Raw genomic sequence first — 25,084 nt, forward strand, 5'->3', positions numbered from 1 at the left:
TCTACTCTACTTTCTTCTATAGAAAGAACCCTTATCCTTTCTACTGAAAACATTCATTTTGATTGTATACAAGTTACTATACACTATCATCCACCAGGCAACTTCCTAACCTGTAGTCCTCTCCTTTTTAAATTTTACAATTACCACAGTTCTACTTAAGAAAGACAAATAACCATTTAAATGTAGAGTAACAAAAAACGAGGCCACTATACTAGAGCAAAACTTTAATTCCTGATTTTTCTCTCCAATCAGGAATTTTACTTCCACAAATAACGAACTTCCCCTCGAAATATTAACTTAAGATTATTGTTAGAATTTTTTTACATTTAATTAATGAAAGATATCCAATTTTTGTTATATAGTAAGAAAGTGCCCACAAAACTATAAATAAACTAATGGAGGAATTATCTTATGGATAGGTTAACAAAATTTTCATTAAAAAACCGAGCCGCTATTATTATCATGGTTTTTCTCATTTCCATACTTGGCGTTTATTCCGGCTCTAAATTACCTATGGAATTTTTACCAAGCATCGATAACCCCGCAATAACTGTCACGACATTATCTCAAGGGCTCGATGCTGAAACGATGGCCAAGGACGTAACTGATCCCCTTGAAAAACAATTTCGTAATTTAGAACATATCGATGGCATCACTTCTTCCACAAACGAGGGATTATCACGCATCGACATTGCATATACATCCAAGGCAAATATGAAAGATGCGGCACGCGAAGTCGAAAAAACAATTAATACAATTAAATTACCTAAAGATGTAACTAAGCCTGTAGTTAGCCAATTAAATACTTCAATGATTCCACTCGCTCAAATTACCATCCAGAAGCAGAACGGATTTTCAAAAGCTGACGAAAAACAAATCGAGAAAGAAATCGTACCACAACTCGAAAGCATTGACGGTGTTGCCAATGTTATGTTTTTCGGAAAATCAACTTCCGAATTATCCATCGTACTTGATCCTAACCAACTAAAAGATAAAAGCGTAACATCAGAGCAAGTATTAGCAGTTTTACAAGGAAAAGAAACTTCCACTCCAGCCGGAGCAATTACCGTTAATAAGGAGGAATACAACCTTCGTGTCATCGGAGATATAAAAAATGTAAATGACATTAAAAACATTACCGTTACACCTCAAGTAAAGTTACAAGATGTCGCTCAAATTGAACTAAAACAACATCATGATACAATCTCTCACATAAACGGAGAAGAAGGAACAGGATTAATCATCATGAAAGAGCCAAGTAAAAACGCGGTTGCAATCGGAAAAGAGATCGATAAAAAGATTAAAGATATAAGCAAGCAATATAAAGATCAGTTTTCTATTAAACTTCTAGCTTCAACTCATGAGCAAGTTGAAAATGCTGTTACTAGTATGGGCAAAGAAGTAATCCTTGGGGCAATTGCTGCAACTCTCATTATCTTAATCTTTTTACGCAGCTTCCGAACAACACTCATCGCTGTCATTAGTATTCCGCTATCTATTTTATTAACACTATTTTTACTCCATCAATCCAACATCACACTTAACATTCTAACTCTTGGTGGCTTAGCTGTTGCTGTGGGTCGTCTCGTCGATGATAGTATCGTTGTCATCGAGAACATTTTCCGTCGTTTACAAAAAGAAACCTTCTCTAAAAATATTATTCTTGAAGCAACGAAAGAGGTCGCAGTCGCAATTACCTCTTCTACTTTAACAACAGTCGCCGTTTTTTTACCTATCGGTCTCGTATCGGGAGTAATTGGAAAACTAATGTTACCTATGGTATTAGCAGTTGTATATTCTATCCTTTCTTCTTTAATCGTTGCGTTAACAGTTGTTCCACTTATGGCTTTTTTACTACTCAAAAAAACAAAACGTCGCAATTCTCATTCTTCACCGCGATATGTCGCTACATTAAAGTGGGCTCTTTCTCATAAGTTTATCATTCTACTCACTTCTTTTTTATTGTTTGCAGGATCCATTGCAGCCTACATATTACTACCTAAAGCGAACATAAAGTCTGAGGACGATACAATGCTATCCGTTAACATGACATTTCCAACCGATTATGATTCTGAAGCTAAAAAACAAAAAGCCTTTGATTTCGAAAAGAAACTACTCTCTAATTCTGATGTAACAGATGTTATTTTACGAATGGGATCTAGCGCAGAAGATGCACAATGGGGACAGACAACTAAAAACAATCTTGCAACTATATTTGTAGTCTTTAAAAAGGGATCTGATATCGACCAATATATTAAAGAATTAAAAAAAGAGCATAATACTTTTGAACCAGCTGAACTTGATTATATAAAAACTAGTTACTCTGACTCCGGAGGCGGAAACAACTTACAATTTAACGTAACCGCTACTAACGAGACAAATTTAAAAAAGGCCGCTAACATCGTCGAAACAAAACTAAAAAGTATGGATGCTCTCTCTAAAGTAAAAACAAATATAGAAGACTCTAAAAAAGAATGGCAAATTTATATCGATCAAACAAAGGCGGAACAACTCGGTTTAACACCAGAATTAGTAGCACAACAAGTATCATTCCTTATGAAGAAATCTCCTATTGGGGAAATTTCAATCAATAATGAAAAAACAACTATTATGATAGAACATAAAAAGGCATCCATTAACAAACAAGAAGATATTTTAAACACAAATATACTTTCACCTATTAACGGACCTATTCCTTTAAAAGACATTGCAACTATTTCAGAAAAGCAACTTCAAACAGAAATCTTCCATAAAGATGGGAAAGAAACGATACAAATTACCGCAGAAGCTTCAAGTGAAGATTTAAGTAAAGTAAGCGCAGAAGTAAATAAGGCTATAACCGACTTAGATTTACCTAACGGAGCAAAAGTAAATATCGCAGGCGCTACCGAGTCTATGCAAGAGAACTTCACAGATTTATTCAAAATTATGGGGATTGCAATTGGGATTGTATATTTAATTATGGTTATCACCTTCGGGCAAGCACGTGCTCCTTTCGCGATTTTATTCTCTTTACCATTAGCTGCTGTCGGCGGTATTTTAGGATTAATCATTTCAAGAACACCTGTTGACGTAAATTCATTAATCGGCGCATTAATGTTAATCGGGATTGTCGTTACAAATGCTATTGTATTAATAGAAAGAGTGCAACAAAATCGGGAAAACGGTATGGAAACAAGAGAAGCCTTACTAGAAGCCGGATCTACTAGATTACGTCCAATTATTATGACAGCTATAACAACGATCGTCGCTATGCTACCACTCCTATTCGGTCAATCTCAAGCAGGAAGTATGGTATCCAAAAGTCTGGCCGTCGTTGTAATCGGTGGTTTGGCAGTCTCAACCGTTCTTACATTAGTAGTCGTTCCCGTTATGTATGAACTATTAGATAAAATCGGGAGAAAAAGACGCTCCCGTAGAAAAATAAGTACCTCTACAGAAACACCTGATATTTAAACGAAAAGGCGTTATCTTCTCGAATGAAGATAACGCCTTTTTATTTATCTACCGATATAACTCATTATTTTTGGGGCATATTGCTCTAGTAGCTTACCAGAATCTACAAGAAGATATTCATCATTCGAGGGTCTCTTACTGCCATATAGCCACTTTTTTCAAACGCTACTTCTGATTCTACTGACTTATCTTATATTCACGTGTTTGTAACCTACAATTAATTTCTTCTATATTATTAAGATAACATTCAATATTTTTATATGTAGCACCATACTTCCGATATAAACCTATTCCCTTTTCAACCATCCCATCATAGAGACATGGACTATCTAATATAACACTATGTTCTTGTTCTAACAAAAAACCTATCAGTTCCCATTCAATATAATAGGAGACTCCCCCAACAACTGTTGATTCACTTCCTTTTGCCGTTAATGATTTTAATAATGCTGATTTCACGACGTCATGACTTACAATAACTGCACCTGTTAACTTAGCGATATACTTAGAAAGTGTCGATTTACCTGATCCAGGAAATCCCGACATTTGCAGAAAGAACACTTTCATCCCAACATCCGTATATCAAGTTACCTATTCACCAACTCACCTTCTTTTCCTGCTAACATCAAAATGGCCGTAAAAAAACTCCCTGTTTATAAACAGAGAGTTCTTATCTTCAATTTATGCCGCTTTTACCTTCTTCGTCGTTTTACTTTTTCTTTTCGTTCCTGTAAAACGCTTGTGTAATACAGATGCTACGAAACGAGAAATGATATTAAAGAGTAATACCATAATAATTAATACAGCTGCAGATTTCGTTGCAATTAACTTCGCATCCGGGATAATCCCTTCAGAGTTTAATTTCCAAATGTGAACAGCTAACGTTTCAGCTGGTCTAAATGGATTTAAAGGATGCGAGGGGCTCGAGAAGTCCGCTGCTGAATTTAAAATAGGTGATGTTAAACCCGCTGTATAAATTAACGCCGCAGCTTCACCGAATATACGGCCTGCCGCTAAAATAATACCTGTAATGATTTGTGGTAACGACGACGGAATAATGATACGGGCAATTGTTTGCCATTTCGTTGCACCTAGTCCAAGACTCGCCTCTTTTACATTATGAGGAACTTCAGAAATCGCATTTTCACAAACACGTGTTAAACCAGGTAAATTCAAAATAGTTAAAGCAAGAGCTCCACCCATTACTGTATATCCCCAGCCTGTCATTGTAACAAATACTAATAAGCCAAATAGTCCAACAACAATAGAAGGTAAAGACGCCATTGTTTCAATACATAAACGAACAAAACTTAAAAAACGACCTTTTTTTGCATACTCCGCTAAATATATTCCAGCCCCTAATCCAAGAGGAATAGATATAATAAGTGTTATAACAAGCATGTAGAAAGAATTGAATAACTGTGGACCAATCCCCCCCCCAGCTCTTGTATTGCTTGGTTCTCCGAATAAGAAACTAGGATCCCAAAATCCCCATCCCTTTTGCAGAATTTCGTACATTAAAAAAGCCAGCAAAGCTACAACTAAAGCTGCAACCGCATAAAAGATACCTGTCCAAACTTTATTTACCGTTCTTGCATTCATTATTATCGCTCACCTCTTTGACCAATCGCTCGAATTACTAAAATAAACAGGAATGAAATAACAAGTAAAATCATTGCTAACGTCCATAGCGCATTGTTCCAAGCTGTTCCGTTCAATGTATTCGTCATATCCATTGTCAGAATACCAGTTAACGTTGCTGTTGGGCTATATATTCCTTCTGGTAATTTAATCGTGTTCCCGATTACCATTTGAACCGCTAACGCTTCACCAAAAGCACGCGCTAATCCTAAAACTATACCTGTTAAAATCCCTTGTTTTGCAGCAGGAACAATAACTCGGCTAATCGCTTGCCATTTCGTCGATCCTAGACCGTAAGAAGCTTCCAAGTAATCAAATGGAACAGAGCGTATTGCATCAGAGGCAATACTAGCAATAGTAGGTAAAATCATAATACTCAGGACAATAATACCCGCAATTAAACTAAAGCCCACTCCACCGAACGAATCACGTAATAGAGGAACCAAGATCGTAACCCCTAATAATCCGTATACAACTGATGGAATACCAACTAATAATTCTAAAACAGGCTTTAATACTTTATTCCCAAACTTCGGCGAAATTAAATTCATGAATATAGCAAGAGCTATAGCAATTGGTGCACTAATGACAACAGCACCTAACGACACAAGCGTCGAACCGACAATAAAGATTACAGCACCATACGTACCTTGATCAGCATTTGGATTCCATTTTGTCGAAGTTAACACCTCAGAAAATGAGATACCACTTTGCGTGAAAGATTGAATTCCTTTGCCGCAAATAAACGCAATAATAGCTAATGTAATAAAAACAATAAAGATACCGCAAAACGTAACAAGTGATCTACCTATATATTCACTCTTTACGTAATTAATTTGTTTTTTCCCCTTCATCACAGGACAGACCCCACTTCATAGATTGAAATGAACAGGACTGGCCTTGCAGCCAGCCCCATAAAATTTTATTACTTATTTAATTTAGACATTGGGATGTAACCCATATCTTCTACTTGTTTTTCGAAATCTTTACCTTTTACATAGTCAATGTAAGCTTTTGTCGCTTCTTTTGCCTCACCTTTAGTTACCATGTACTCGTAAGACCAGAATGGATATTTACCAGCAGAGATGTTTTCAACTTTCGGTTCAGCACCATCAATTTTCACAGTTTGCAATGCACCTTTTTTATCGCCAACCATGTAAGACATTGCTAAATAGCTGATTGAACCTGGAGTAGAGTTAATTGCTTGCTCTACTGCACCGTTAGAATCTTGTGTTGTACCAGTTCCATCATTAATTTTAGCTTCTTTCATAACTGTTTTTTCAAATGTAGCACGTGTACCAGATGAAGCTGGACGATTAATTACATTGATTTTCTCATCTTTTCCGCCTAACTCTTTCCAGTTCGTCACTTTTCCAGTGAAGATATCTTGTACTTGTTTTGCTGTTAAGTTATCAACTTTTACATCTTTATTTACGACAAGCGCGAATGCGATACCCGCTACCTTGTTATCTACTAATTCTTTCGCTTTTTCAGCATCTTTTATTTTATCTGAAGCCGGAACATCCGAATTACCAATTTGTACTGCACCAGATGCTACTTGGTTAATCCCAGTTCCACTACCGCCACCTTGAACTTGAATAGAAACTTTTGAATTTTTCTCCATGAATTTCTTTCCAGCTTCCTCCGCAAGAGGTTGAAGAGCTGTAGAGCCCGCCGCTGCAATCGTACCTGATAATTCTTGTTTTGCATCGCTACCTTTAGCAGCTTCCTTATTATCCGTACTTTCTGCTTTTCCACATCCAACTAATGCACCTGCAACAACTAAAGCCGCTAAAGAAAATTTAATACCCTTTTTCATAATCATGTCTTGTACCCCCATTTGGATTATCACTTTTCGAATTCATCTTCTTTCGAACACAAATTCATTGTAGGACAACAATATTATGTGAGTGTTAAGCAATTTTTAAGTTTAAGTAAATAGAGATAGCATCCCATAAAAGCTAGACATTCCAACATTTATAGTCGAAAAAGCCAACAAAACCCACAATAAACACGCAGTATTGTAAATTTAATCTTAACAATGTAAATTCAATGTAAATGATTTTCTGTATTTTTCCCTTTAGGTTAAAACTACATTTACAATTCCCCTATATTTTTAAGCTTTTACACTCTTACTTTATTTAAATTAAGAAGGATTCCAGTAATATTTTTCGGTACAACTAAATAAATTGGAACAATTCTAAAAATATTTGAATATTTTTAAAGTACTAATTGACAGCATCATTAAATGTAGTCTACTATATTAGTATCAAAAAGTTTACCTAAGGAAACTTTTTAAACTAAAACTAAAAATATAGAGATGAGGTAACTTTTATGGTATCGGCTAATACTAAACCCCTTTCCGAATTCAGAACAGGGGAATTTGTACAAATTGAGAAGATACAATTAGAAGGAACTATGAAACGACGTTTATTAGATTTAGGCTTTTTTCCTGGAGCGACAATTAAAGTATTACAACGCAGCCCACTTGGAGACCCCGTCGCTTATCAAGTAAGCAACACAACTATTGCACTGCGTAGTGAAGAAAGCTCCCTTATTTTCGGGGTATTAATAGGAGATGATTTCAGATGAGTAACCATCGCATTGCGTTAGCTGGTAACCCGAATACCGGGAAAAGTACATTATTTAATACTTTAACAGGCTTAAAACAACATACTGGAAACTGGACGGGGAAAACTGTTTTAAAGGCTGAAGGGGAATATAAGCATGGCGGAAATATATATACAATAATAGATTTACCTGGAACTTACTCACTGTATTCAAATTCGGCAGATGAAGAAGTCGCACGAGATTATATTATATTTGAAAAACCAGAAGTAACTGTAGTTGTTATAGATGCAACTGCAATGGAAAGAAATTTAAATTTAGCACTCCAAGTGATGGAAATGACAAACGATGTGGTCATTTGTATTAACTTAATTGATGAAGCGGAGAAAAAAGGAATCATTATTGACGAAAAAAAATTAGCAAAATCACTTGGTGTACCGGTAGTTAAAATTTCAGCCCGAAACCGAGTTGGTATCGGACTTTTACTAAGCGTCATCGCTAAAGTAGCAAATAAAAAACTAATTCCAACACCAATTAAAATTACTTATAACGAAAAAATTGAAAATATGATTCAAGAATTAGAACCACAAATTTATAAAGTATTCGGTGATACGTATCCAGCACGTTGGATTGCATTACGTATATTAGATGGAGATAAGAATTTCTTAACTGCACTTCAAAAACACCATAACGAACCACTTGTAAGGGAGGTCGTAATCAATGGAATCTCACTCAGCCAGTAAAGCTCTTCCGCTGGACTATATTGTTCAACATGCACAAACACTTTCAAAAGAAGATATACGAGATGATATTGTCGGAGATATTTATCGAACCTCCGCAAGTATATGTAAAGAAGCTGTCCAATATACAAATACCGATAAATTGTATCGTTCTGAAAAACTAGATAAAATTTTCACATCTCCAATCTGGGGATTCCCAATTATGCTCGGTATTTTATCTATTATTTTTTATCTTACAATTGCAGGCGCTAACGTACCATCCGAGATGATTGCTGAATTTTTCGGCTGGGTAGAAGGATACTTAACATCTTGGTTCCAAGCAATGCATGCACCTGAATGGTTACACGGCATTTTAATACTTGGTTTATTCCGTGGTACCAGTGCTGTTATAAGTGTTATGTTACCACCTATGGCAATCTTTTTCCCTATGTTCGCACTATTAGAAAACTACGGATATTTACCACGTGTCGCATTTAACATGGACCGCTTATTCAAACGATCTGGTGCACACGGCAAACAATCTTTAACAATGGCAATGGGATTCGGTTGTAATGCAGCTGCCATTATGTCAACACGTATTATTGAATCACCACGTGAACGTATGCTTGCCATTTTAACAAACAACTTCGTTCCATGTAATGGACGCTGGCCTATGTTAATTTTAATGGCTTCACTATTTATGGCTGCTGGCTATACAGGAAGTATGCAAACATTTGTTACTGCAGGTGTCGTAGTTGGAATGGTTGTAATTGGTGTTATTATGACATTAACTGTTTCTTGGGTACTATCGAAAACAGCTTTAAAAGGCGTTCCAACTCACTACACACTAGAGTTACCGCCATACCGCAAACCAAAAATTTGGAATACAATTGTACGTGCAACACTCGATAAATCAATATATGTTTTAAAACGAGCTGTAGTTGTAGCTGCCCCTGCGGCTGCATTAACTTGGTTACTTGCTAATATTTTCATCGGTGACACAAGCCTACTTATGTATTTTGTAAACTTTCTAGATCCATTCGCTAAAACGTTAGGACTTGACGGCTTTATTCTAGCTGCATTCATTCTTGGGCTACCAGCTAATGAAATTGTTATTCCAATTTTATTAATGTCTTACTTATCAACTGGCGCTTTAACTGAAATAGATGATTTTAATCAAATTAAAAATCTATTCTTAGAAAATGGTTGGACTTGGTTAACAGCGTTAAACACAATGTTGTTCTCACTCCTTCATTTCCCGTGTGGAACAACACTGGTTAACATATATAAAGAAACAAAAAGTGCAAAATGGACATTCTTATCGTTTGCAATCCCTACTGTTATTGCCATTGTTGTTACATTCTTCTCTACACAATTGGTACATTGGTTAGGGCTTGTATAAAGCAAAGCATACATAGAAGGTATCCCCCTTCACCATATGCTTTGTGCATAAAAGAAACCTGAAACTCATTCAGGTTTCTTTTTATCTTTCCACGGCTGAGCTCCATACGTTGTGATTTTTTTATGAATAAAATATATGGTCCCTGGAAGAACCGCCATTAATATCGTGCAACTAATTCCTAATCCAGTAAACAAATTTAATCACCCTTATTTCACTCTCTTCGGTAAAGCCGAACCCGAATGTTCAATTGTCGGATGAACATGAACAGTAACCTCAGCATTACTAAAATAATTTTCACCTTGATCCCAATTCTTATCTATCTTCTTCCATTCTTTATAATTATGCCGCTTATATACTTCCCCTAATGCTAATACATCTACCTTATATTTTTTTTGAACAAGCTTAATCGATTTTTGGATACGCTTCTCCATTTCCTCCGCGATGTTTTTCTTCAATCGATTTTCATTCATAATTTGTTTATGATCACTAAAATGCAACTCAGCTAAAGTCCCTTCCAAAGATAAATAAATATCAAACTTCGGTTTTGTGGCATTTTCCGTAGATACTTTAATCTTCCGATGCATCTTATGAATTTCATATGTAATAAGCTGGTCTTTTTTGCGAATGGTAAAGAACCCTCCAATTTTCTTACCTATTACATAATTCATCCCTAATGTTTCCTCTCCATTCAAACTACCTACACACTTATTATCCTTCCCACGAAATAACGCCGCCCCGTTCATTTGCACCCCTTGTTTTGTTAGTTCAAGAATAGGTAATACGAAACTTCGGTTAGCAATCATTTTTTGCTGCACCTCACCAATTCTTGCAGCCTCAATCATTTGGGCATTTTTTGGAGGATGTTCAGCTAACATATCAATATACTGCGCCGGTAAATTTTCAGGCTTAGCACTCTGCTTCAAAATAGCTTCTGCATCTTTCTCAGAAACGAACAAACGAATATTTCGTCTCATCTCATGATCACGAATATATACATCTAACGTATTTTGTAAAACATATGGATTCGCTAATAAATCTTTAGAAAAAATTATCACTTGTATATGCGGAAAGAATAATGAGCGACTAATTTTTTTAGCGATAATTCGTATTTGCTCAAAGACACTATCTGCTTTCGCACTAACATTAATATAATTTTCGCTATCTCCACCACCTTGTCCACCTTGCTGTGCTAGCTTACTGGGAAGTACCATCTGATACGTCCCTTTTATAATTGGATTCGATTTCTTTTTTTTCACAATATCATAGGCTGCACCTACTACAAATCCTCTTTCTTCTATTTCTTCTAGCTCAGAGCACCCACTTATAGATCCAGCTAAAACCATAAGCATTATAATTTTAAGAAGGTGTTTCATTTCTACCATTCCTTCTTTTTATTTTATATACAATAAAAACTAACAAAGGCGCTAACACAACAAAGCCCATATCTATCCAAGCTAAATACGTTCCGTAATTTGATAAAGTATCTAAATTACCAGGGATCATATTCAGCATAAAAATCATAGGAGCACTTACGAAAATAAAAATATGTTTCTTAACTTTTGGAAACATAGCACAAAACAATAGAGATGCAACGTCATAATACATTGCTGTGGTGTTATAAATAGTAATAATCCAAGTAGTAAAAAAGATCGCATCGAATCTTTCTAAAAACCCCCCACCAATTTCAATCTCCTTCCCCAATTCAATCGTTGGATATGTTAATCCCCGGGTTGTCATATATGTAAAAACACTAATACAAGTTAAATAAATTAAAATGTAAGACAATACGTTTACCATCACAGCTTTTGCAACTGCCATCGGCGCCTTTTTTGCTGTCTCGTTTAACATCACTGCATAAAATAGCGCTACCTCAAATCCAATAAACGTAAAAATAGAATTTTTAACTCCAACAGCATATTGACTTACGTCTGTTTGAAAAGCAGGTAGTAAATTATCTATTTCCATTAAGTTCACATTCAATAAAGAAAGCAGCACGATCGCAATTAAAACGATTGGTAAAAATAAAACATTTAACCTTAATAAAGCAGCCCTAGATCCAGCAATCCCATAAATAACAACTAACAAAAAAAAGAAGGATAACAATTGTATTGGTGTATCACTAAATAAATAAGTTTGTGAAATAATTGAAATTTTCCGGGCCTCATATGCTGTCAAAGCAACGAATGTTAACACTAAAATGATACTAATCGTGTATGAAACAGGCTTCGTCAAGTGCTCACTCGTATATTGAACAAAGTTTTGTTTTGGGAATAAAATAGCTACCCTCGTTACAAACCAACCTAAAACCGCACATATCAATCCACCCAAAAGCAAGATAATCCAACCGTCCGAAAATAAAGTTTGCGTAGCAATATCTCGTGGCATAGATAATGCACCTATACCGATAATTGTTGACGATACCGCAAAACCAAGTTCCCGAGATCCAATTTCTTCATCCCCATATTCAAATGGCTTCAATTACTCTCGCTCCTTTGGACGTAATGTAGAGTCTTTCGTTTGTAAATATTCTGGTCTCTCTTTTAACATTGATTTTGGTAAGCGAACCAATTCTTCTTCCCAATCTTTATAAAAAGCAGGAGCAATAGGTGTTGTATACGGAACCCCAACACTCTTTAAATTTGTAATATGAACCGCAAGTGCAATAAGAGCTAAAATGATTCCGTACAACCCAAAAGCAGTTGCAGCTAACACGAAGACGAAAAGTAAAATTCGAAATGTAATCGTAATGCTATATACAGGAAGTGAAAATGTAGCAATTGCGGTAACCGCAATAATAATTACTAAAAACGGATTTACAATCCCCGCATTTACTGCCGCTTCTCCAATTACAAGACCACCTACGATACCAATTGTTTGCCCCATCGGTTTCGGAAGCCTAATCCCGGCTTCTCGTATTAATTCCATCGTTAATGCCATCATTAGGGTTTCAATATAAGCAGGAAATGGCACGCCTTCTCTCGCTCCCGCAATAGAATAAGCTAGTTTAGATGGGATAAGCCCTTGATGATACGATACAAGCGCTACGTACATGGCAGGTAATAAAACAGCAGCGATACCTGATCCCATACGTAAAATTCTTAATAACGTTCCAATTACCCAACGCTCATAATGATCTTCTACAGATTGAAAAATATCAACAAACACTAGTGGAGCTATAAGAGCAAATGGTGATCCGTCCACTAAAATGGCCGCTTTCCCTTTCGCCAATGCAGCCACTATATTATCTGGTCTTTCTGTATTTAAAAACTGCGGAAACGGCGACAAATTATTATCTTGAATTAATTGCTCAATCGTTCCTGTCTCAAAAATGACATCTGTCACTATTGATTGAAGACGCCGATCTAGCTCTTTTACGATGTAAGGGTTAATAATATCCTCTATATATACTAGGGTTACTTCTTTCTGCGATCGCTTCCCCATAATATAAGATTGAAACCGTAACTTCGGATCACGTAAACCACGGCGAATTAACATTTTATTCACATTAATATCTTCATTTAACCCAACCCTCGGTCCACGAATTAAATCTTCTGTCACTGGCGGTTCCAGACTTCTTTTCTCCCAAGCCCTACTGTTAACAACAATAGCCGTTTGAATATTATCAATTAATATGACTGTATCTCCTGCTAAAACCGCATTTATAATATCTGGAAAAGTCGTCTTCATACCGACTTCTGCAATAGAAATAAACCGATCTAATAACGTTTGAACAACAGCTGCTTCTTTTGGTACTTCTTCATATTGAAGTGTACGAACTACATATTTATAAACATTATCCTTATCTGTTAACCCACACAAAAAAACGACAGCGCAACGTGTAAAACTACCAGCAAGAGCAACTTCTCTAATTGTTAAATCATTAGGTGAACCTAACTCATCTCTAATTTCCTTCATAACTTCAAACAAGTTACCTTTTAGCTCTAACAATTTCCCCACCTAACTTCCTTTTCAACAAGTTTTTAGTTAGATTCCGCTAATAGAAGAAAATATATACAAAAAAGAGCTATCTCTTTTCGAAGATAGCTCTAACACGCGGATTACTTTTCTACTATTATACTGTCTGTCTTTATAGACACACTTTTCGTGAATCCGCTAACGATAAACATCACAATCATATTCATTAACAATGCGACTATACCTACATTTAAATCTTTTATATATTGCGGAAAACTAGGAAACATCGTAGCTATAGTTGAACCAGATAAGGTAATATATGCGACAATTAACAACCCAATCCCCATCCCTGCAATCGCTCCTTGCTTCGTAATAATTTGCCGAGGAAACAAACTACATACAAGTGCAGGGAAAAGTTGCGTAACTATACTGTACCCCATTAAAAGAAGAGCCCCTATCGTTTCTCCTCCTTTAAATGTAAACAATACTGCTACGAGCGTTACTACAGGCACAAATAATTTTGCAGCTTTAGCAACTTGTCTATCTGAAGCAGATGGCACCATCGTTCGGTAAATATTTTTTGCTAACAACGTAGATGCCGCCATAACAAGCATAGACGCTGGAACTAATGCAGTTAGTACTCCCGCGCTACCAATAATACCAATAAACCATGGATCAAATGTTTGAAGCGCGAGACGGAATAACGAAAGATCTACATCCGCTCCCTTTAACCCTGGAACTTGCAATATAGCAGCAAACCCTGCAAAGAATACGAAAAGCAACACTAAAGAATAAAGAGGCATAATCGCCGCGTTTTTCCTAAATACTTTTTCATTTTTTGCAGAGAACGCCGAAGCGAATGTATGGGGCCACATATAGAAACCAAGGGCTGTTAATATAATAGTAGAAACAAACCAAGAAATACTCATTCCTTCTTCAGGTAAAGATAAAAAACCTGGTTTCGCTGCTTCTACAGCTTCGAACATCGGTTGAAATCCTCCGTAATAATGATACGGTAAATATATACCTAAAAACATAACGATAAACAGTATCATAATATCCTTCAAAGCGGCTGTCCAAGCCGATCCATGTATACCTGAAACCATTACATATATAGTTATAACAATAGCACCAATCCATACCGCAATAACAGGTGTCACTCTTCCATAGGAAGCTTCCGAAACGATAATTCCTAATCCCTTTAATTGCAAAACAAGATAAGGGATAATCGAAATAACACCAATAATTGAAACAATTATCCCAAGCGTCTTACTCCTGTATTTCTTCGCAAAGAAATCTGATTGTGAAATGAGGTTATGTTCTTTTGCATACTTCCAAATTGGAGGCAATAAAAAATACGATAAAATATAAGCTAATGCACCATACCCTAAAATATAAAATGTAGGAGCTCCTTTACTATAAGCCCAGCCACTTCCTCCTAAAAATGTGAATGTCGTATAAATTTCCCCTGCCATAAGGAGAAAAACGAAAATAGTTCCAAATCCTCTTCCTCCAACTGACCATTGTTCTAAATTCATATCTTTTCCATGTTGTGCCCGAATTCCTAAAAATAGTGCGAGAAACAAAAATATAATAATGATAAATAATGCAGTCATTTTACGTCCCCCTTATTAGCAGGATCGAATGCGTATACAAGCCCCATACAAAGAGACGTAATGAGTACTGATAATAGTATCCAAAATAATAGAAATGGCATCCCCCATACGTAAGGAGTGACCGAATTTGCAAATACTGGTCCAACTACTAAACAAAGAACTGGAATAAGTGCTAGCACGTGTATTTTCTTCATCTCATTCTCCTTTACTTATAAAATTCATAATGGATGATACAAAGACTTCCACTCCAATTGGTAATGCGTCTTCGTCAATTGTAAAACGAGGGTGATGATGCGGATATATAATTCCCTTCTCTTCATTTCCTGCCCCTATAAAAAAGAACGTCCCTGGTGCCTTTTGTAAAAATGCTGAAAAATCTTCCCCTGCCATCGTTGGCTGTAAACGAACAACTCTTTCTCTTCCATACAGCTGTAATGCTGTATGTTCAATAAGCTCTGTAACTTCATAATCGTTCACAACTGGGCGATATCCATATTCATAAGAAAATGTATACTTAGCACCGTAGGATTCTGTAATATGTTTTACAATCCTTTCAAGCTTCTTCTTTGTTTCTTCTCTTAATTCATGCCTTAAACTTCTCACTGTCCCTTCAATCTCCGCTTGTTCCGGGATAACATTATGAGTTGTCCCAGAATGAAATTGCGTAACAGATACTACGAGAGAATCTAACGGATTCGTGAGGCGAGATACAATTTGCTGAATTTGCGAAACTACTTGCGCACCAATGGCGATACTATCAACTGTTTCATGCGGAATTCCAGCATGCCCACCTTTTCCCTCTATCGTAATTTTAAAAACGTCCGGCGCCGCCATCGCAGGACCATAAATTACACCTACTTTTCCAACCTCTAATGACGCCCAAAGATGAGCACCAATAATGTAATCCACACCTGTCATCACTCCCGCTGCGACCATTTCCTCTGCACCGCCCGGAAAGTTTTCTTCTGCATGTTGAAATAAAAAGCGAATCTCTCCTTTAACTTTCTCTCTTTCCTCTACCAACTTATGTACTACACCAAGCAATATTGCCATGTGACCATCGTGACCACACGCATGCATCACACCTGGATATATAGAAATAAAATCAAACTTATTTTCTTCATGAATAGGAAGAGCATCCATATCAGCACGAACCGCGATAGTTTTACCAGGCTGCCTACCAATTAACCTTGCCACTACACTATATTTAGTAGGTCGCGAAACTTCTAAATACGGGATTTCCCGAAGTATGTCGAATACAAATTGAGATGTTTTTTCCTCTTGAAAAGATAACTCTGGATACTTATGAAAATGCCTTCTCCAATCAATCAACTGATTCTTTGATAAAACAAGTTCCTTTGCGACATCCATTTCTCTTCTCCCCTTCTTCACCAAGTTAAATGTTATTATAGCGTGAATTGTTAACTTTTGAAAGAATCTTCTGAATTTTCTATAATAAACATTTAAAAATAAAAAGCCATCTCAAGATGACTTTTTATTTTATAAAATAGTAATTGCTTGTTTCCCCATTTGCTCCCATGCCTTTTCAAATTCAGCACGAGGAACGGCTTTTCGTGGATTGTTTGCAAGAGGATCATTTATGTATACAAAGTTTTGATCATATCCAATTACTACAACACTATGCTCATAATATGTAATTTTCACTTCACCTGAACTCGTATTCCATGTTTCAAAACTACTTTCAGCTAATGGTTTAAACGTTGTATTAATAATTACCCATACCGGAGAACCAGAACTAATTACTTTATATAGATCTTGCACGTCTCTACCCGTTAAATTAATTACTTTTTCAGGAACATACTTTTCTGCTAAATTAAAAATTGGTTGATTATATACACCGTATCCTCGCTCAGCTTTCGTATAAATATTTCCAACGAATCCCTCATAAGGATTTCCATGCAAACCATTTTGTTCAAATGGGACGCGATGAATTTCACTAGCAAGTTGCATCTTATCTACTTGTACACCTTTATGTTGTAGTAACATAGCTAAACTTGTCACTTCACAACCTCTAGGTAATTCGGGTAACTGTCTAATAAACGGAACCTCTGTAATCATTGCACTTTCTTTCATCTCAGAGAAAAGGTCTAACCGTAATTCTTGTGCCTTTCTCATAATTTTATCTTTTTCGAAAAAAAACACGACAGCAAATATAATACCGAAAATAAAAATATATTTTAACTTTTTCATCATAAACCAAACTCCATTATATCAATTATTTTAAAGGCGCAACTCCTATCATTGTACCTTTCTTCTTACTAGTTTGCTAGAAAGATTCTGTGAATTATTATTCACAAATATCATCGTAAAATTCTAATTTTTTCAATAAAAATAAAAAATGATATGCTTTTTCAGAACGTTTTACTAACAACAAAATTATTAACATAGTGAAAGAATTGCGTTTCCTTCACTATGTTAATAAACATTCTAAGGTATTTAGTCATAGTTAGTTTTTCCTTTACATACTCAGTTCACAACAAAATAAACCCCGTATGTTTTTCACTCCCACTAATGATGAAAAGCCCAGAATGAAATCCAGTTAACATATACAAAAAAATATGGGGGGAGGGGCATATGAATCAACAAGTAGATTTAAAATACCGTACACCACTTTATCCAATAGTTCCAATCGTAGCTTCCTCATTCAATTTCCTTACATTTGTTAGTTTAGCCTTTATTCCAGATCAGAGAATTCCTCTGTCTTGCGGGATTCCATTTACAATCATTTGCTACATTTTATACCAAGTTAAACATTCGGAAAGTTGTCACATTTGAACAAAAAAGAAATATAACCTAGGCAACAAATGTAATATACTAAAAATTCAGTAATCTTTCTTATAATAAGATAATTTTTTTCTATTTATTGGATATGTTGGTATAACTTTATTTATCTTAAAATTCTCACAATAGCGTTTTTATCTGGAAAATGGTTTACAATGTTATCAAGTTACAAATGATATTCACCTTAAAAAGCGTGCATTTGTGTCTATTTTTTAACAATATAACAAAAACTATTGCCAACTATAAATTAATAGGTTTATATTGTTTTATTGGCATAGTTTCAATCCAAGGAGAAAGGAGATTTTCAATCGTGCAACTAAAGAAAGCATTTTGGAAGTTGGCTTCGCTTCTTCCGTTATCATTACTTCTGTTCCTCGGTGGCTGTGATAAGAAACTCGCAGTATTAAATCCGCAAGGACCCGTTGCAAAGGCACAGTATGATTTAATTGTTTGGTCATTCTTGCTTATGTCATTAATTATCGCAATTGTATTCATTTTGTTTACAGTCATCTTGATTCGTTATCGTGAAAAACCAGAGAATATGGACTATGAGCCACCTGATCAACATGGTAACACATTATTAGAAATCATTTGGACGATTATTCCTGTTATTATCGTTATCGCATTATCGATTCCAACAGTTAAAGCAACTTATGCTTCGGAAGAGGTTCCGCAAGAGTCCAAACATATTAAGCCAGTTGAAATTTATGTTACATCTGCAAACTGGAAATGGTTATTTAGTTATCCGGAGGAAAAAATTGAAACCGTTAACTATTTAAACATACCAGCTGGTGTACCAATTCAATTTAAGCTGACTTCTGTAGGTCCAATGAATGCTTTCTGGGTACCAGAACTTGGTGGTATGAAGTATACAATGGATGGCATGATCATGGACTTATATTTACAAGCTGATAAGCCTGGTTCTTACCTAGGTCGTAGCTCGAACTTCTCTGGTGAAGGATTCACTCACATGGAGTTCGAAGTTGAAGCAAAAACAAAAGAAAAGTATGACAAGTGGGTAAAAGAAGTACAAGAAACTGCTCCTAAACTAACAGAAGATAAGTACAACGATATTGTTAAACCTGGTGTAGTTGGTCGTATGACATTCTCTAGTCACCACTTAAGTTATGTAGATCCAAAGTCACTTGAATATTGTGATTACAACTACTACAAAAACAAAAAATAATAGCTATTATTCCAACAGATTGGAGTGAACACAGTGAAGCTTGATGAATTTTTTGTCACAGGTGACCCGATTATTTACGGAGCTGACGCATCTATCGTTCTTGTGACATTAGCGATTCTTTTCGTACTAACAAAGTACAAAAAATGGAGATGGCTTTGGGATGAATGGTTAACAACTGTTGACCATAAAAAAATAGGAACCATGTATATTATCTCTGCCGTTATAATGTTATTCCGTGGTGGTATGGATGGTTTAATGATTCGTGCCCAGTTAACATTCCCAGATACAACCTATTTAAACGCTGAACACTATAACGGAATCTTTACAACACATGGTACAGTTATGATTCTTTTCATGGCGATGCCATTCGTTCTAGGATTAATGAACGTCGTTGTACCATTACAAATTGGTGCTCGTGACGTTGCATATCCGTTCTTAAATGCTTTAAGTTTCTGGTTATTCTTTATCGGAGCAATGTTATTCAACATCGCTTTCGTAATCGGTGGTTCTCCAGACGCTGGGTGGACTTCTTACTTCCCAATGGCGGGTACAGAGTTTACTCCTGGTGTAGGAAATAACTTCTACGCAATCGCCTTACAGATTTCAGGTCTTGGTACGTTAATGACAGGTATTAACTTCCTAGTTACTATTTTAAAAATGCGTACACCTGGCATGAAATTAATGAAAATGCCAATGTTTACATGGTCTATTTTAATTACATGTGTAATCATTATTTTCGCTTTCCCAGTATTAACAGTAGCTCTTGCATTAATGACATTTGACCGTCTATTCGATGCTCACTTCTTTACGATGGCGAGCGGCGGTATGCCAATGCTCTGGGCCAACTTGTTCTGGGTATGGGGTCACCCTGAAGTATATATCGTTATTTTACCGGCATTCGGTATTTTCTCTGAAATCATTAGTACATTCTCACGTAAACGTCTATTCGGTTACAGTGCGATGGTATACTCAATGGTTGCAATTTCTTTACTAAGTTTCGTCGTATGGCTTCATCACTTCTTCACGATGGGTGCAGGTCCAGCGGTTAACTCGTTCTTCTCGATTTCGACAATGGCGATTTCGATTCCAACCGGTGTTAAAATATTTAACTGGTTGTTTACGCTGTATAAAGGACGTATTCGTTTTACAGTTCCAATGCTTTGGTCATTGGCATTTATTCCAAACTTCGTAGTTGGTGGAGTTACAGGGGTTATGCTTGGAATGGCAGCAGCTGATTATCAATACCATAACAGCTACTTCCTAGTCGCTCATTTCCACTACGTATTAATCGCAGGTACAGTATTCGCTATGCTTGCTGGATTCACATTCTGGTATCCAAAAATGACAGGTCATATGCTAAATGAACGCCTTGGTAAATGGACATTCTGGATCTTTATGAGCGGATTTAACATCTGTTTCTTCCCAATGTACTTCCTAGGTTTAGATGGTATGACTCGTCGTATGTACACTTACTCTGAAAGCCTTGGATGGGGTTGGTTGAACCAAATCGCATCTGTCGGCGCAGTAATGATGGGTATTGGATTCGTAATTCTTTGTTACAACGTAATTTGGAGTGCACGTCACGGTGAACGTGACACAACTGGAGATCCATGGGATGGCCGTACACTTGAATGGGCAACTCACTCTCCTGTACAACATTACAACTTCGCGAAACTTCCTGAAATTAAAGAAGCTGATGCTTTCTGGTTCATGAAAAAACGCGGAGAAACAATTACACCAACAGCAGATGAATTAAAACCAATTCACATGCCAAGTAATTCTGGTGTGCCTATTATTATGTCTGCATTCTTCGGTCTTGCAGGTTTTGCATTAGTATTTAGCTGGTTCTGGATTGCAGCAATCGGTGGTATTGGTATTTTAGGTTGCTTAATCTATCGTTCATTCGATTATGATGATGGCTACTACGTAAGCATTGAAGAAATTAAAGAAACAGAACATATAGCATGAGAGGTGAAATAACATGGCGGCTTTAGATAAAAGCTTACCTTTGGAATATCAATCTGAACAAAGCAGATTGAATATCCTAGGATTCTGGATTTTTCTTGGGGCTGAAATTATGCTGTTCGCAACACTTTTCGCCTCTTATCTAGTCCTTGCTGGTCGTACGGCTGATGGCCCAACACCAGCGCAATTGTTTGAAGTTAAAACACTTTTAATTCAAACACTGTTACTTTTAACAAGTAGTTTTACATGTGGTATCGCAATTCACGAAATGCGTAAACACAATCAAAAAGGAATGTTAGCTTGGTTTATCCTGACTTTACTTTTAGGTGCAGGCTTCCTATTCTTTGAAATTGAAGAATTCATTTTGTACGTTGGTGAAGGCGCAACGATTCAAACAAGTGCTTTCTTATCTGCATTCTTCGTTCTTCTTGGAACGCATGGTGCCCACGTAACAGGTGGTATCATTTGGGCAACTTGTGTTATTATCCAAATTTTAAAACGAGGTTTAACACCAGTTACAGCTCGTAAAGTATTTATTATCAGCTTATACTGGCATTTCCTTGATCTTGTTTGGGTCTTTATTTACACACTAGTTTACTTGAACGGGATGGTGGCGTAAATGGGTCAAAATAACAATCAAACAAATGCGCATAGCGGATTCCCATGGTCACACGTTTTCGGATTTATTTTATCGCTTGCACTAACGTTTCTAGCGCTATACGTAGCACTTTACACAAACCTGCCACTTTCAACGATATTAACAACTATCATCATCATGGCAGTTGCGCAAGCGTTATTACAATTAATTATGTTCATGCACTTAAAAGAAGGCGAAGGAAGCATTCAAATTCTTACAATGATATACAGTTTCTTCGTTGCAGCTGCAACAGTTGGTCTTACTGTATGGATTTTCTTCTCAATGTAATTTGCATGAAAAAGACTGCTGAGGAATCTCAGCAGTCTTTTTTTATCCCGCATTAACGAGCAGTAAGACCCCCACTGATTAAAGTTTCACTTTATCCTCTCCCCTATTACATCCACATTACGGAATTAACAAAAAAATCATGAGAAATATACTTATTATGACAAATGTTAAGAAAACTCTTTCTTTATGAAATCGAATCCATATGCGTTGCTTTTCTACCTATTATATGGCTAAATAGGTACTATATTTATTTGAAGGGAGAGAACGCAGTGGAACATCATTCTTCTGTTCTATCACTGATGGTTGTTGTCGCAATCACGTTTTCCGTTCCCCTTTTGTTACAACGCTTTAAATTAAAAGCACTTCCTGTCGTTGTTGCAGAAATTATCGCAGGAATCTTTGTAGGTAAAAGTGGATTTAACATCATTGAGCCAGATATGTGGCTTCAAGTCTTATCAACACTAGGGTTTATCTTCCTAATGTTTTTAAGTGGTTTAGAAATTGACTTTTCGATCTTTAAGCAAAAAGGGAAAAAGAATACGACAAACGAACCAAACACATTCCAAGCAGCAAGCATTATCTTCTTATTTATTTTCATTTTATCTTATGCCCTATCATTACTATTCGTCTGGCTAGGATTCGTCGACAATGCAATGTTCATGACTTTAATTATTTCAACTATTTCCTTAGGTGTTGTCGTACCAACATTGAAAGAAAATAACTTAGGAAAAACCGCAATCGGGCAAATCATTTTATTAGTCGCTGTTATTGCAGACTTAGTTACAATGATTTTACTCGCTGTATTCGTCGGATTAAATTCCGAAAGTGGCCAAAGCATGTGGCTTCTACTTCTTCTATTCGGTGCTGGTATTGTAATTTACTTTGTCGCAAGACGTTTTAAAAATATTCCATACCTAGAAAGCCTAAAAGCCGGTAGTGTACAAATTGATACACGAGCTGTTTTTGCACTCATCTTAATATTAGTTGGATTATCTGAATCTGTTGGGGCAGAAAATATTTTGGGAGCCTTTTTAGCAGGTGTACTCGTATCTTTATTATCACCAAATGAAGATATGGTTGAAAAACTTGATTCCATCGGATATGGTTTCTTCATCCCTATTTTCTTCGTAATGGTTGGTGTAAATCTAGAAGTATGGTCTATTTTTAAAGAGCCTTCTAGTATGCTAATGATTCCAATTCTAATTGTGGGACTCTTTATTTCAAAACTGTTGCCATCACTCGTCTTACGAAAATGGTACCCACGCAATATCGTACTCGGAAGTGCTATTTTGTTAACATCAACACTTTCTTTAGTTATTGCGGCTGCACAAATCGGTGAAAAGCTAGGCATCATTAGCCCAAGTTTATCAGCATCTCTTATTTTAAGCGCAGTTATTACTTGTATTTTTGCACCTATATTATTTAACAAGATGTTTCCAAAAGTGGAAACACCAAAACCGAAAGTATCTATTATTGGTGCAAGCAGAATTACCCTTCCGCTATCACTTGATTTAAAACGTGAAGATTATGACGTAACACTATATATGATACGTCAAAATAAAATAAATGATGCGGAAGCGAAATCTCATGACTTTCCTATTGTAAAATTAGATGAGATTACTATTCAATCTTTAATGGAGCAAACAGCTTTCGAAGCAGACCGTGTTGTTGTTGCGACAAGTGATGATGAACAAAACTTATTATTAGCAGAACACGCGAAAGAATTAGGTGTTGAACACGTCATCGCAAGTGTAGAAGATCCCCTTCTACAAGAAAAAGCGACTCAAGAACATATCGCTGTATTCTCGACTATTAACTCTACACGTATTTTATTACGTGCACTTATTGATAAACCAAGTCTCGTTCGCTTAATTACAACAGCAAATGAAACAGTACGTGAGGTTGAACTACGAAGTAATAAATATAACGGTTTAGCACTTCGTCGCCTTCCGTTTTTAGGTGATGTACTTGTCATTCAAATTTACCGTGGTAATAAAGCATTAATACCGCATGGTGATACGAAGTTACAGCATGGCGATACTTTACTTGTAACGGGTTCAAAAGAACATATTGATACAATGAAAAATATATTAGAGTAGAAAAGTGCCCCTCACATAATTGAGGGGCATTTTTTCATTTTCATATGGTAAAATGTTACTATCACATCTTATGGGGATGAATAACATTATGTCTATTTCAACTTTAGCTCTCTTATTATTAGCAGAAGTACTCGTCGCCATTATTCTCATCGGTATTAGCATTGAAATTTGTAGCTACGGATGGAAAAAACCGAATGGAATTAAGTACTTTTGTCTCTTACTTTCATTCCTTCTCGGAACCGCTAGCATACTAGGACTTCTCGTTGCACCCGCATATTTCTTCTTACAACTTATAGAAAAAGGCTTATAAGAAAGGATGATATTATGATTACAGTGAAACATATTGATGCATCTGAAACATACTTATTACGCCAAAAGATTTTGCGTCCCAATCAATCATTAGAAGATTGTAAATACGATTCAGATTACGAAATAGACTCCTTCCACTTAGGTGCATTTCTACATGATGAACTTGTTAGCATCGCCTCCTTTTCAAAAGAACTATACCCTGCCTTACAAGATGGTACCCATTATCGTCTACGAGGAATGGCAACATTACCTAATTTCCGAAACCAGCATGCTGGCACTTCCTTAATCCGTAAAGCTGAACAAGTCCTCCAAGAACGCGAAGCAAATATTCTATGGTGTAATGCCCGAATTACCGTAGCGGATTATTACAAAGGATTAGGTTTCCATGAGCATGGTGAAATCTTCGAGATTGATCCAATAGGACTACATAAAGTAATATATAAAGAAATATAAGAAAAGCTTTCTGCATATTGCAGAAAGC

At 36.2% G+C, this 25,084-nt stretch carries 22 protein-coding genes and 2 pseudogenes; 12 read left to right on the top strand and 12 right to left on the bottom strand.

The genetic code is table 11. The features are described 5' to 3' along the window. Window positions 1–411 precede the first annotated feature (411 nt). Entirely contained in the window at window positions 412–3,456 is a 3,045-nt protein-coding gene (locus ACE38F_RS24280) for an efflux RND transporter permease subunit (RefSeq protein WP_375370832.1), read from the top strand. A gap of 44 nt (window positions 3,457–3,500) precedes the next feature. On the opposite strand, the pseudogene ACE38F_RS24285 reads toward ACE38F_RS24280, so the two are convergent. The 4 genes and pseudogenes from ACE38F_RS24285 to ACE38F_RS24300 all read right to left on the bottom strand — a co-directional run bounded on the left by ACE38F_RS24285 (window position 3,501) and on the right by ACE38F_RS24300 (window position 6,922). After that, window positions 3,501–4,017: pseudogene (locus ACE38F_RS24285) on the bottom strand (P-loop nucleotide/nucleoside kinase family protein). 120 nt (window positions 4,018–4,137) lie between these two features. Continuing rightward, entirely contained in the window at window positions 4,138–5,058 is a 921-nt protein-coding gene (pstA, locus tag ACE38F_RS24290) for a phosphate ABC transporter permease PstA (protein ID WP_215555279.1), read from the bottom strand. Between the two features lie 2 nt (window positions 5,059–5,060). After that, window positions 5,061–5,951, bottom strand: a complete 891-nt coding sequence (pstC, locus tag ACE38F_RS24295; RefSeq protein ID WP_002090872.1) for a phosphate ABC transporter permease subunit PstC — start codon at window positions 5,949–5,951, stop codon at window positions 5,061–5,063. Window positions 5,952–6,022: 71 nt separating this feature from the next. Beyond that, window positions 6,023–6,922 carry a phosphate ABC transporter substrate-binding protein PstS family protein gene (locus tag ACE38F_RS24300; protein WP_002114243.1) on the bottom strand — a complete coding sequence of 300 codons (900 nt, stop codon included), beginning with the start codon at window positions 6,920–6,922 and terminating at the stop codon, window positions 6,023–6,025. A gap of 509 nt (window positions 6,923–7,431) precedes the next feature. Between ACE38F_RS24300 and ACE38F_RS24305 the strand changes: the two genes are divergently transcribed. From ACE38F_RS24305 to ACE38F_RS24315, 3 genes are read left to right on the top strand one after another with little or no spacing between them, the layout of a single operon-like run. Continuing rightward, the gene (locus ACE38F_RS24305; protein ID WP_002090873.1) at window positions 7,432–7,689 is read left to right on the top strand and encodes a FeoA family protein; all 258 of its coding nucleotides are present in this window, start codon (window positions 7,432–7,434) and stop codon (window positions 7,687–7,689) included. Next, window positions 7,686–8,408 carry a FeoB small GTPase domain-containing protein gene (locus ACE38F_RS24310; protein ID WP_215555278.1) on the top strand — a complete coding sequence of 241 codons (723 nt, stop codon included), beginning with the start codon at window positions 7,686–7,688 and terminating at the stop codon, window positions 8,406–8,408. The genes ACE38F_RS24305 and ACE38F_RS24310 overlap by 4 nt, the downstream gene beginning before the upstream one ends. Continuing rightward, on the top strand, window positions 8,386–9,786 hold the full coding sequence (locus ACE38F_RS24315) for a nucleoside recognition domain-containing protein (protein WP_215555277.1): 1,401 nt from the start codon (window positions 8,386–8,388) through the stop codon (window positions 9,784–9,786). The genes ACE38F_RS24310 and ACE38F_RS24315 overlap by 23 nt, the downstream gene beginning before the upstream one ends. Before the next feature lie 65 nt (window positions 9,787–9,851). Here ACE38F_RS24315 and ACE38F_RS24320 read toward each other — a convergent pair whose 3' ends face one another. The 8 genes from ACE38F_RS24320 to ACE38F_RS24355 form a co-directional block, all read right to left on the bottom strand. Further along, window positions 9,852–9,980: a hypothetical protein gene (locus ACE38F_RS24320; protein ID WP_002010618.1), complete on the bottom strand. Its 129-nt coding sequence runs from the start codon at window positions 9,978–9,980 to the stop codon at window positions 9,852–9,854. A 12-nt stretch (window positions 9,981–9,992) separates the two neighbouring features. After that, window positions 9,993–11,159 (bottom strand): Ger(x)C family spore germination protein, encoded by a 1,167-nt coding sequence (locus tag ACE38F_RS24325; RefSeq protein WP_215555276.1) that lies wholly within the window; start codon window positions 11,157–11,159, stop codon window positions 9,993–9,995. After that, window positions 11,143–12,264: an endospore germination permease gene (locus ACE38F_RS24330; protein ID WP_215555275.1), complete on the bottom strand. Its 1,122-nt coding sequence runs from the start codon at window positions 12,262–12,264 to the stop codon at window positions 11,143–11,145. Before ACE38F_RS24330 ends, ACE38F_RS24325 begins: the two co-directional genes overlap by 17 nt. Next, window positions 12,265–13,743 (bottom strand): spore germination protein GerLA, encoded by a 1,479-nt coding sequence (gerLA, locus tag ACE38F_RS24335; protein WP_215555274.1) that lies wholly within the window; start codon window positions 13,741–13,743, stop codon window positions 12,265–12,267. A gap of 101 nt (window positions 13,744–13,844) precedes the next feature. Next, window positions 13,845–15,317 carry a sodium:solute symporter family protein gene (locus ACE38F_RS24340; protein WP_375370831.1) on the bottom strand — a complete coding sequence of 491 codons (1,473 nt, stop codon included), beginning with the start codon at window positions 15,315–15,317 and terminating at the stop codon, window positions 13,845–13,847. Beyond that, entirely contained in the window at window positions 15,314–15,511 is a 198-nt protein-coding gene (locus tag ACE38F_RS24345) for a DUF3311 domain-containing protein (protein ID WP_375370830.1), read from the bottom strand. The genes ACE38F_RS24340 and ACE38F_RS24345 overlap by 4 nt, the downstream gene beginning before the upstream one ends. Before the next feature lies 1 nt (window position 15,512). Beyond that, window positions 15,513–16,688, bottom strand: coding sequence for an amidohydrolase (locus ACE38F_RS24350; protein WP_375370829.1), 1,176 nt, complete (start codon window positions 16,686–16,688; stop codon window positions 15,513–15,515). Window positions 16,689–16,817: 129 nt separating this feature from the next. Continuing rightward, the gene (locus ACE38F_RS24355; protein WP_375370835.1) at window positions 16,818–17,528 is read right to left on the bottom strand and encodes a C39 family peptidase; all 711 of its coding nucleotides are present in this window, start codon (window positions 17,526–17,528) and stop codon (window positions 16,818–16,820) included. Window positions 17,529–17,927: 399 nt separating this feature from the next. On the opposite strand from ACE38F_RS24355, the pseudogene ACE38F_RS24360 reads away from it, so the two are divergent. From ACE38F_RS24360 to ACE38F_RS24395, 8 genes and pseudogenes are all read left to right on the top strand, one after another. Further along, window positions 17,928–18,135 (top strand): annotated as a pseudogene (locus ACE38F_RS24360) (amino acid permease); the annotation flags it as partial. A 294-nt stretch (window positions 18,136–18,429) separates the two neighbouring features. Then, window positions 18,430–19,305 carry a cytochrome aa3 quinol oxidase subunit II gene (locus tag ACE38F_RS24365; protein WP_215555270.1) on the top strand — a complete coding sequence of 292 codons (876 nt, stop codon included), beginning with the start codon at window positions 18,430–18,432 and terminating at the stop codon, window positions 19,303–19,305. A gap of 33 nt (window positions 19,306–19,338) precedes the next feature. Further along, window positions 19,339–21,273 (top strand): cytochrome aa3 quinol oxidase subunit I, encoded by a 1,935-nt coding sequence (gene qoxB, locus ACE38F_RS24370; RefSeq protein ID WP_002159259.1) that lies wholly within the window; start codon window positions 19,339–19,341, stop codon window positions 21,271–21,273. Between the two features lie 13 nt (window positions 21,274–21,286). Beyond that, window positions 21,287–21,889 carry a cytochrome aa3 quinol oxidase subunit III gene (gene qoxC, locus ACE38F_RS24375; RefSeq protein ID WP_002029841.1) on the top strand — a complete coding sequence of 201 codons (603 nt, stop codon included), beginning with the start codon at window positions 21,287–21,289 and terminating at the stop codon, window positions 21,887–21,889. Next, window positions 21,890–22,195: a cytochrome aa3 quinol oxidase subunit IV gene (qoxD, locus tag ACE38F_RS24380; protein WP_215555269.1), complete on the top strand. Its 306-nt coding sequence runs from the start codon at window positions 21,890–21,892 to the stop codon at window positions 22,193–22,195. A 269-nt stretch (window positions 22,196–22,464) separates the two neighbouring features. Further along, window positions 22,465–24,294: a monovalent cation:proton antiporter family protein gene (locus tag ACE38F_RS24385; RefSeq protein ID WP_215555268.1), complete on the top strand. Its 1,830-nt coding sequence runs from the start codon at window positions 22,465–22,467 to the stop codon at window positions 24,292–24,294. A 52-nt stretch (window positions 24,295–24,346) separates the two neighbouring features. Beyond that, window positions 24,347–24,604, top strand: a complete 258-nt coding sequence (locus tag ACE38F_RS24390; protein ID WP_375370828.1) for a DUF4022 family protein — start codon at window positions 24,347–24,349, stop codon at window positions 24,602–24,604. Window positions 24,605–24,618: 14 nt separating this feature from the next. Continuing rightward, complete coding sequence (locus ACE38F_RS24395) at window positions 24,619–25,056, top strand: GNAT family N-acetyltransferase (RefSeq protein WP_375370827.1); 438 nt, start codon at window positions 24,619–24,621, stop codon at window positions 25,054–25,056. Window positions 25,057–25,084: the final 28 nt, after the last annotated feature.

It is taken from the genome of Bacillus altaicus (assembly GCF_042136375.2).
In the GTDB taxonomy this organism is placed as follows: Bacteria; Bacillota; Bacilli; order Bacillales; family Bacillaceae_G; genus Bacillus_A; species Bacillus_A cereus_U.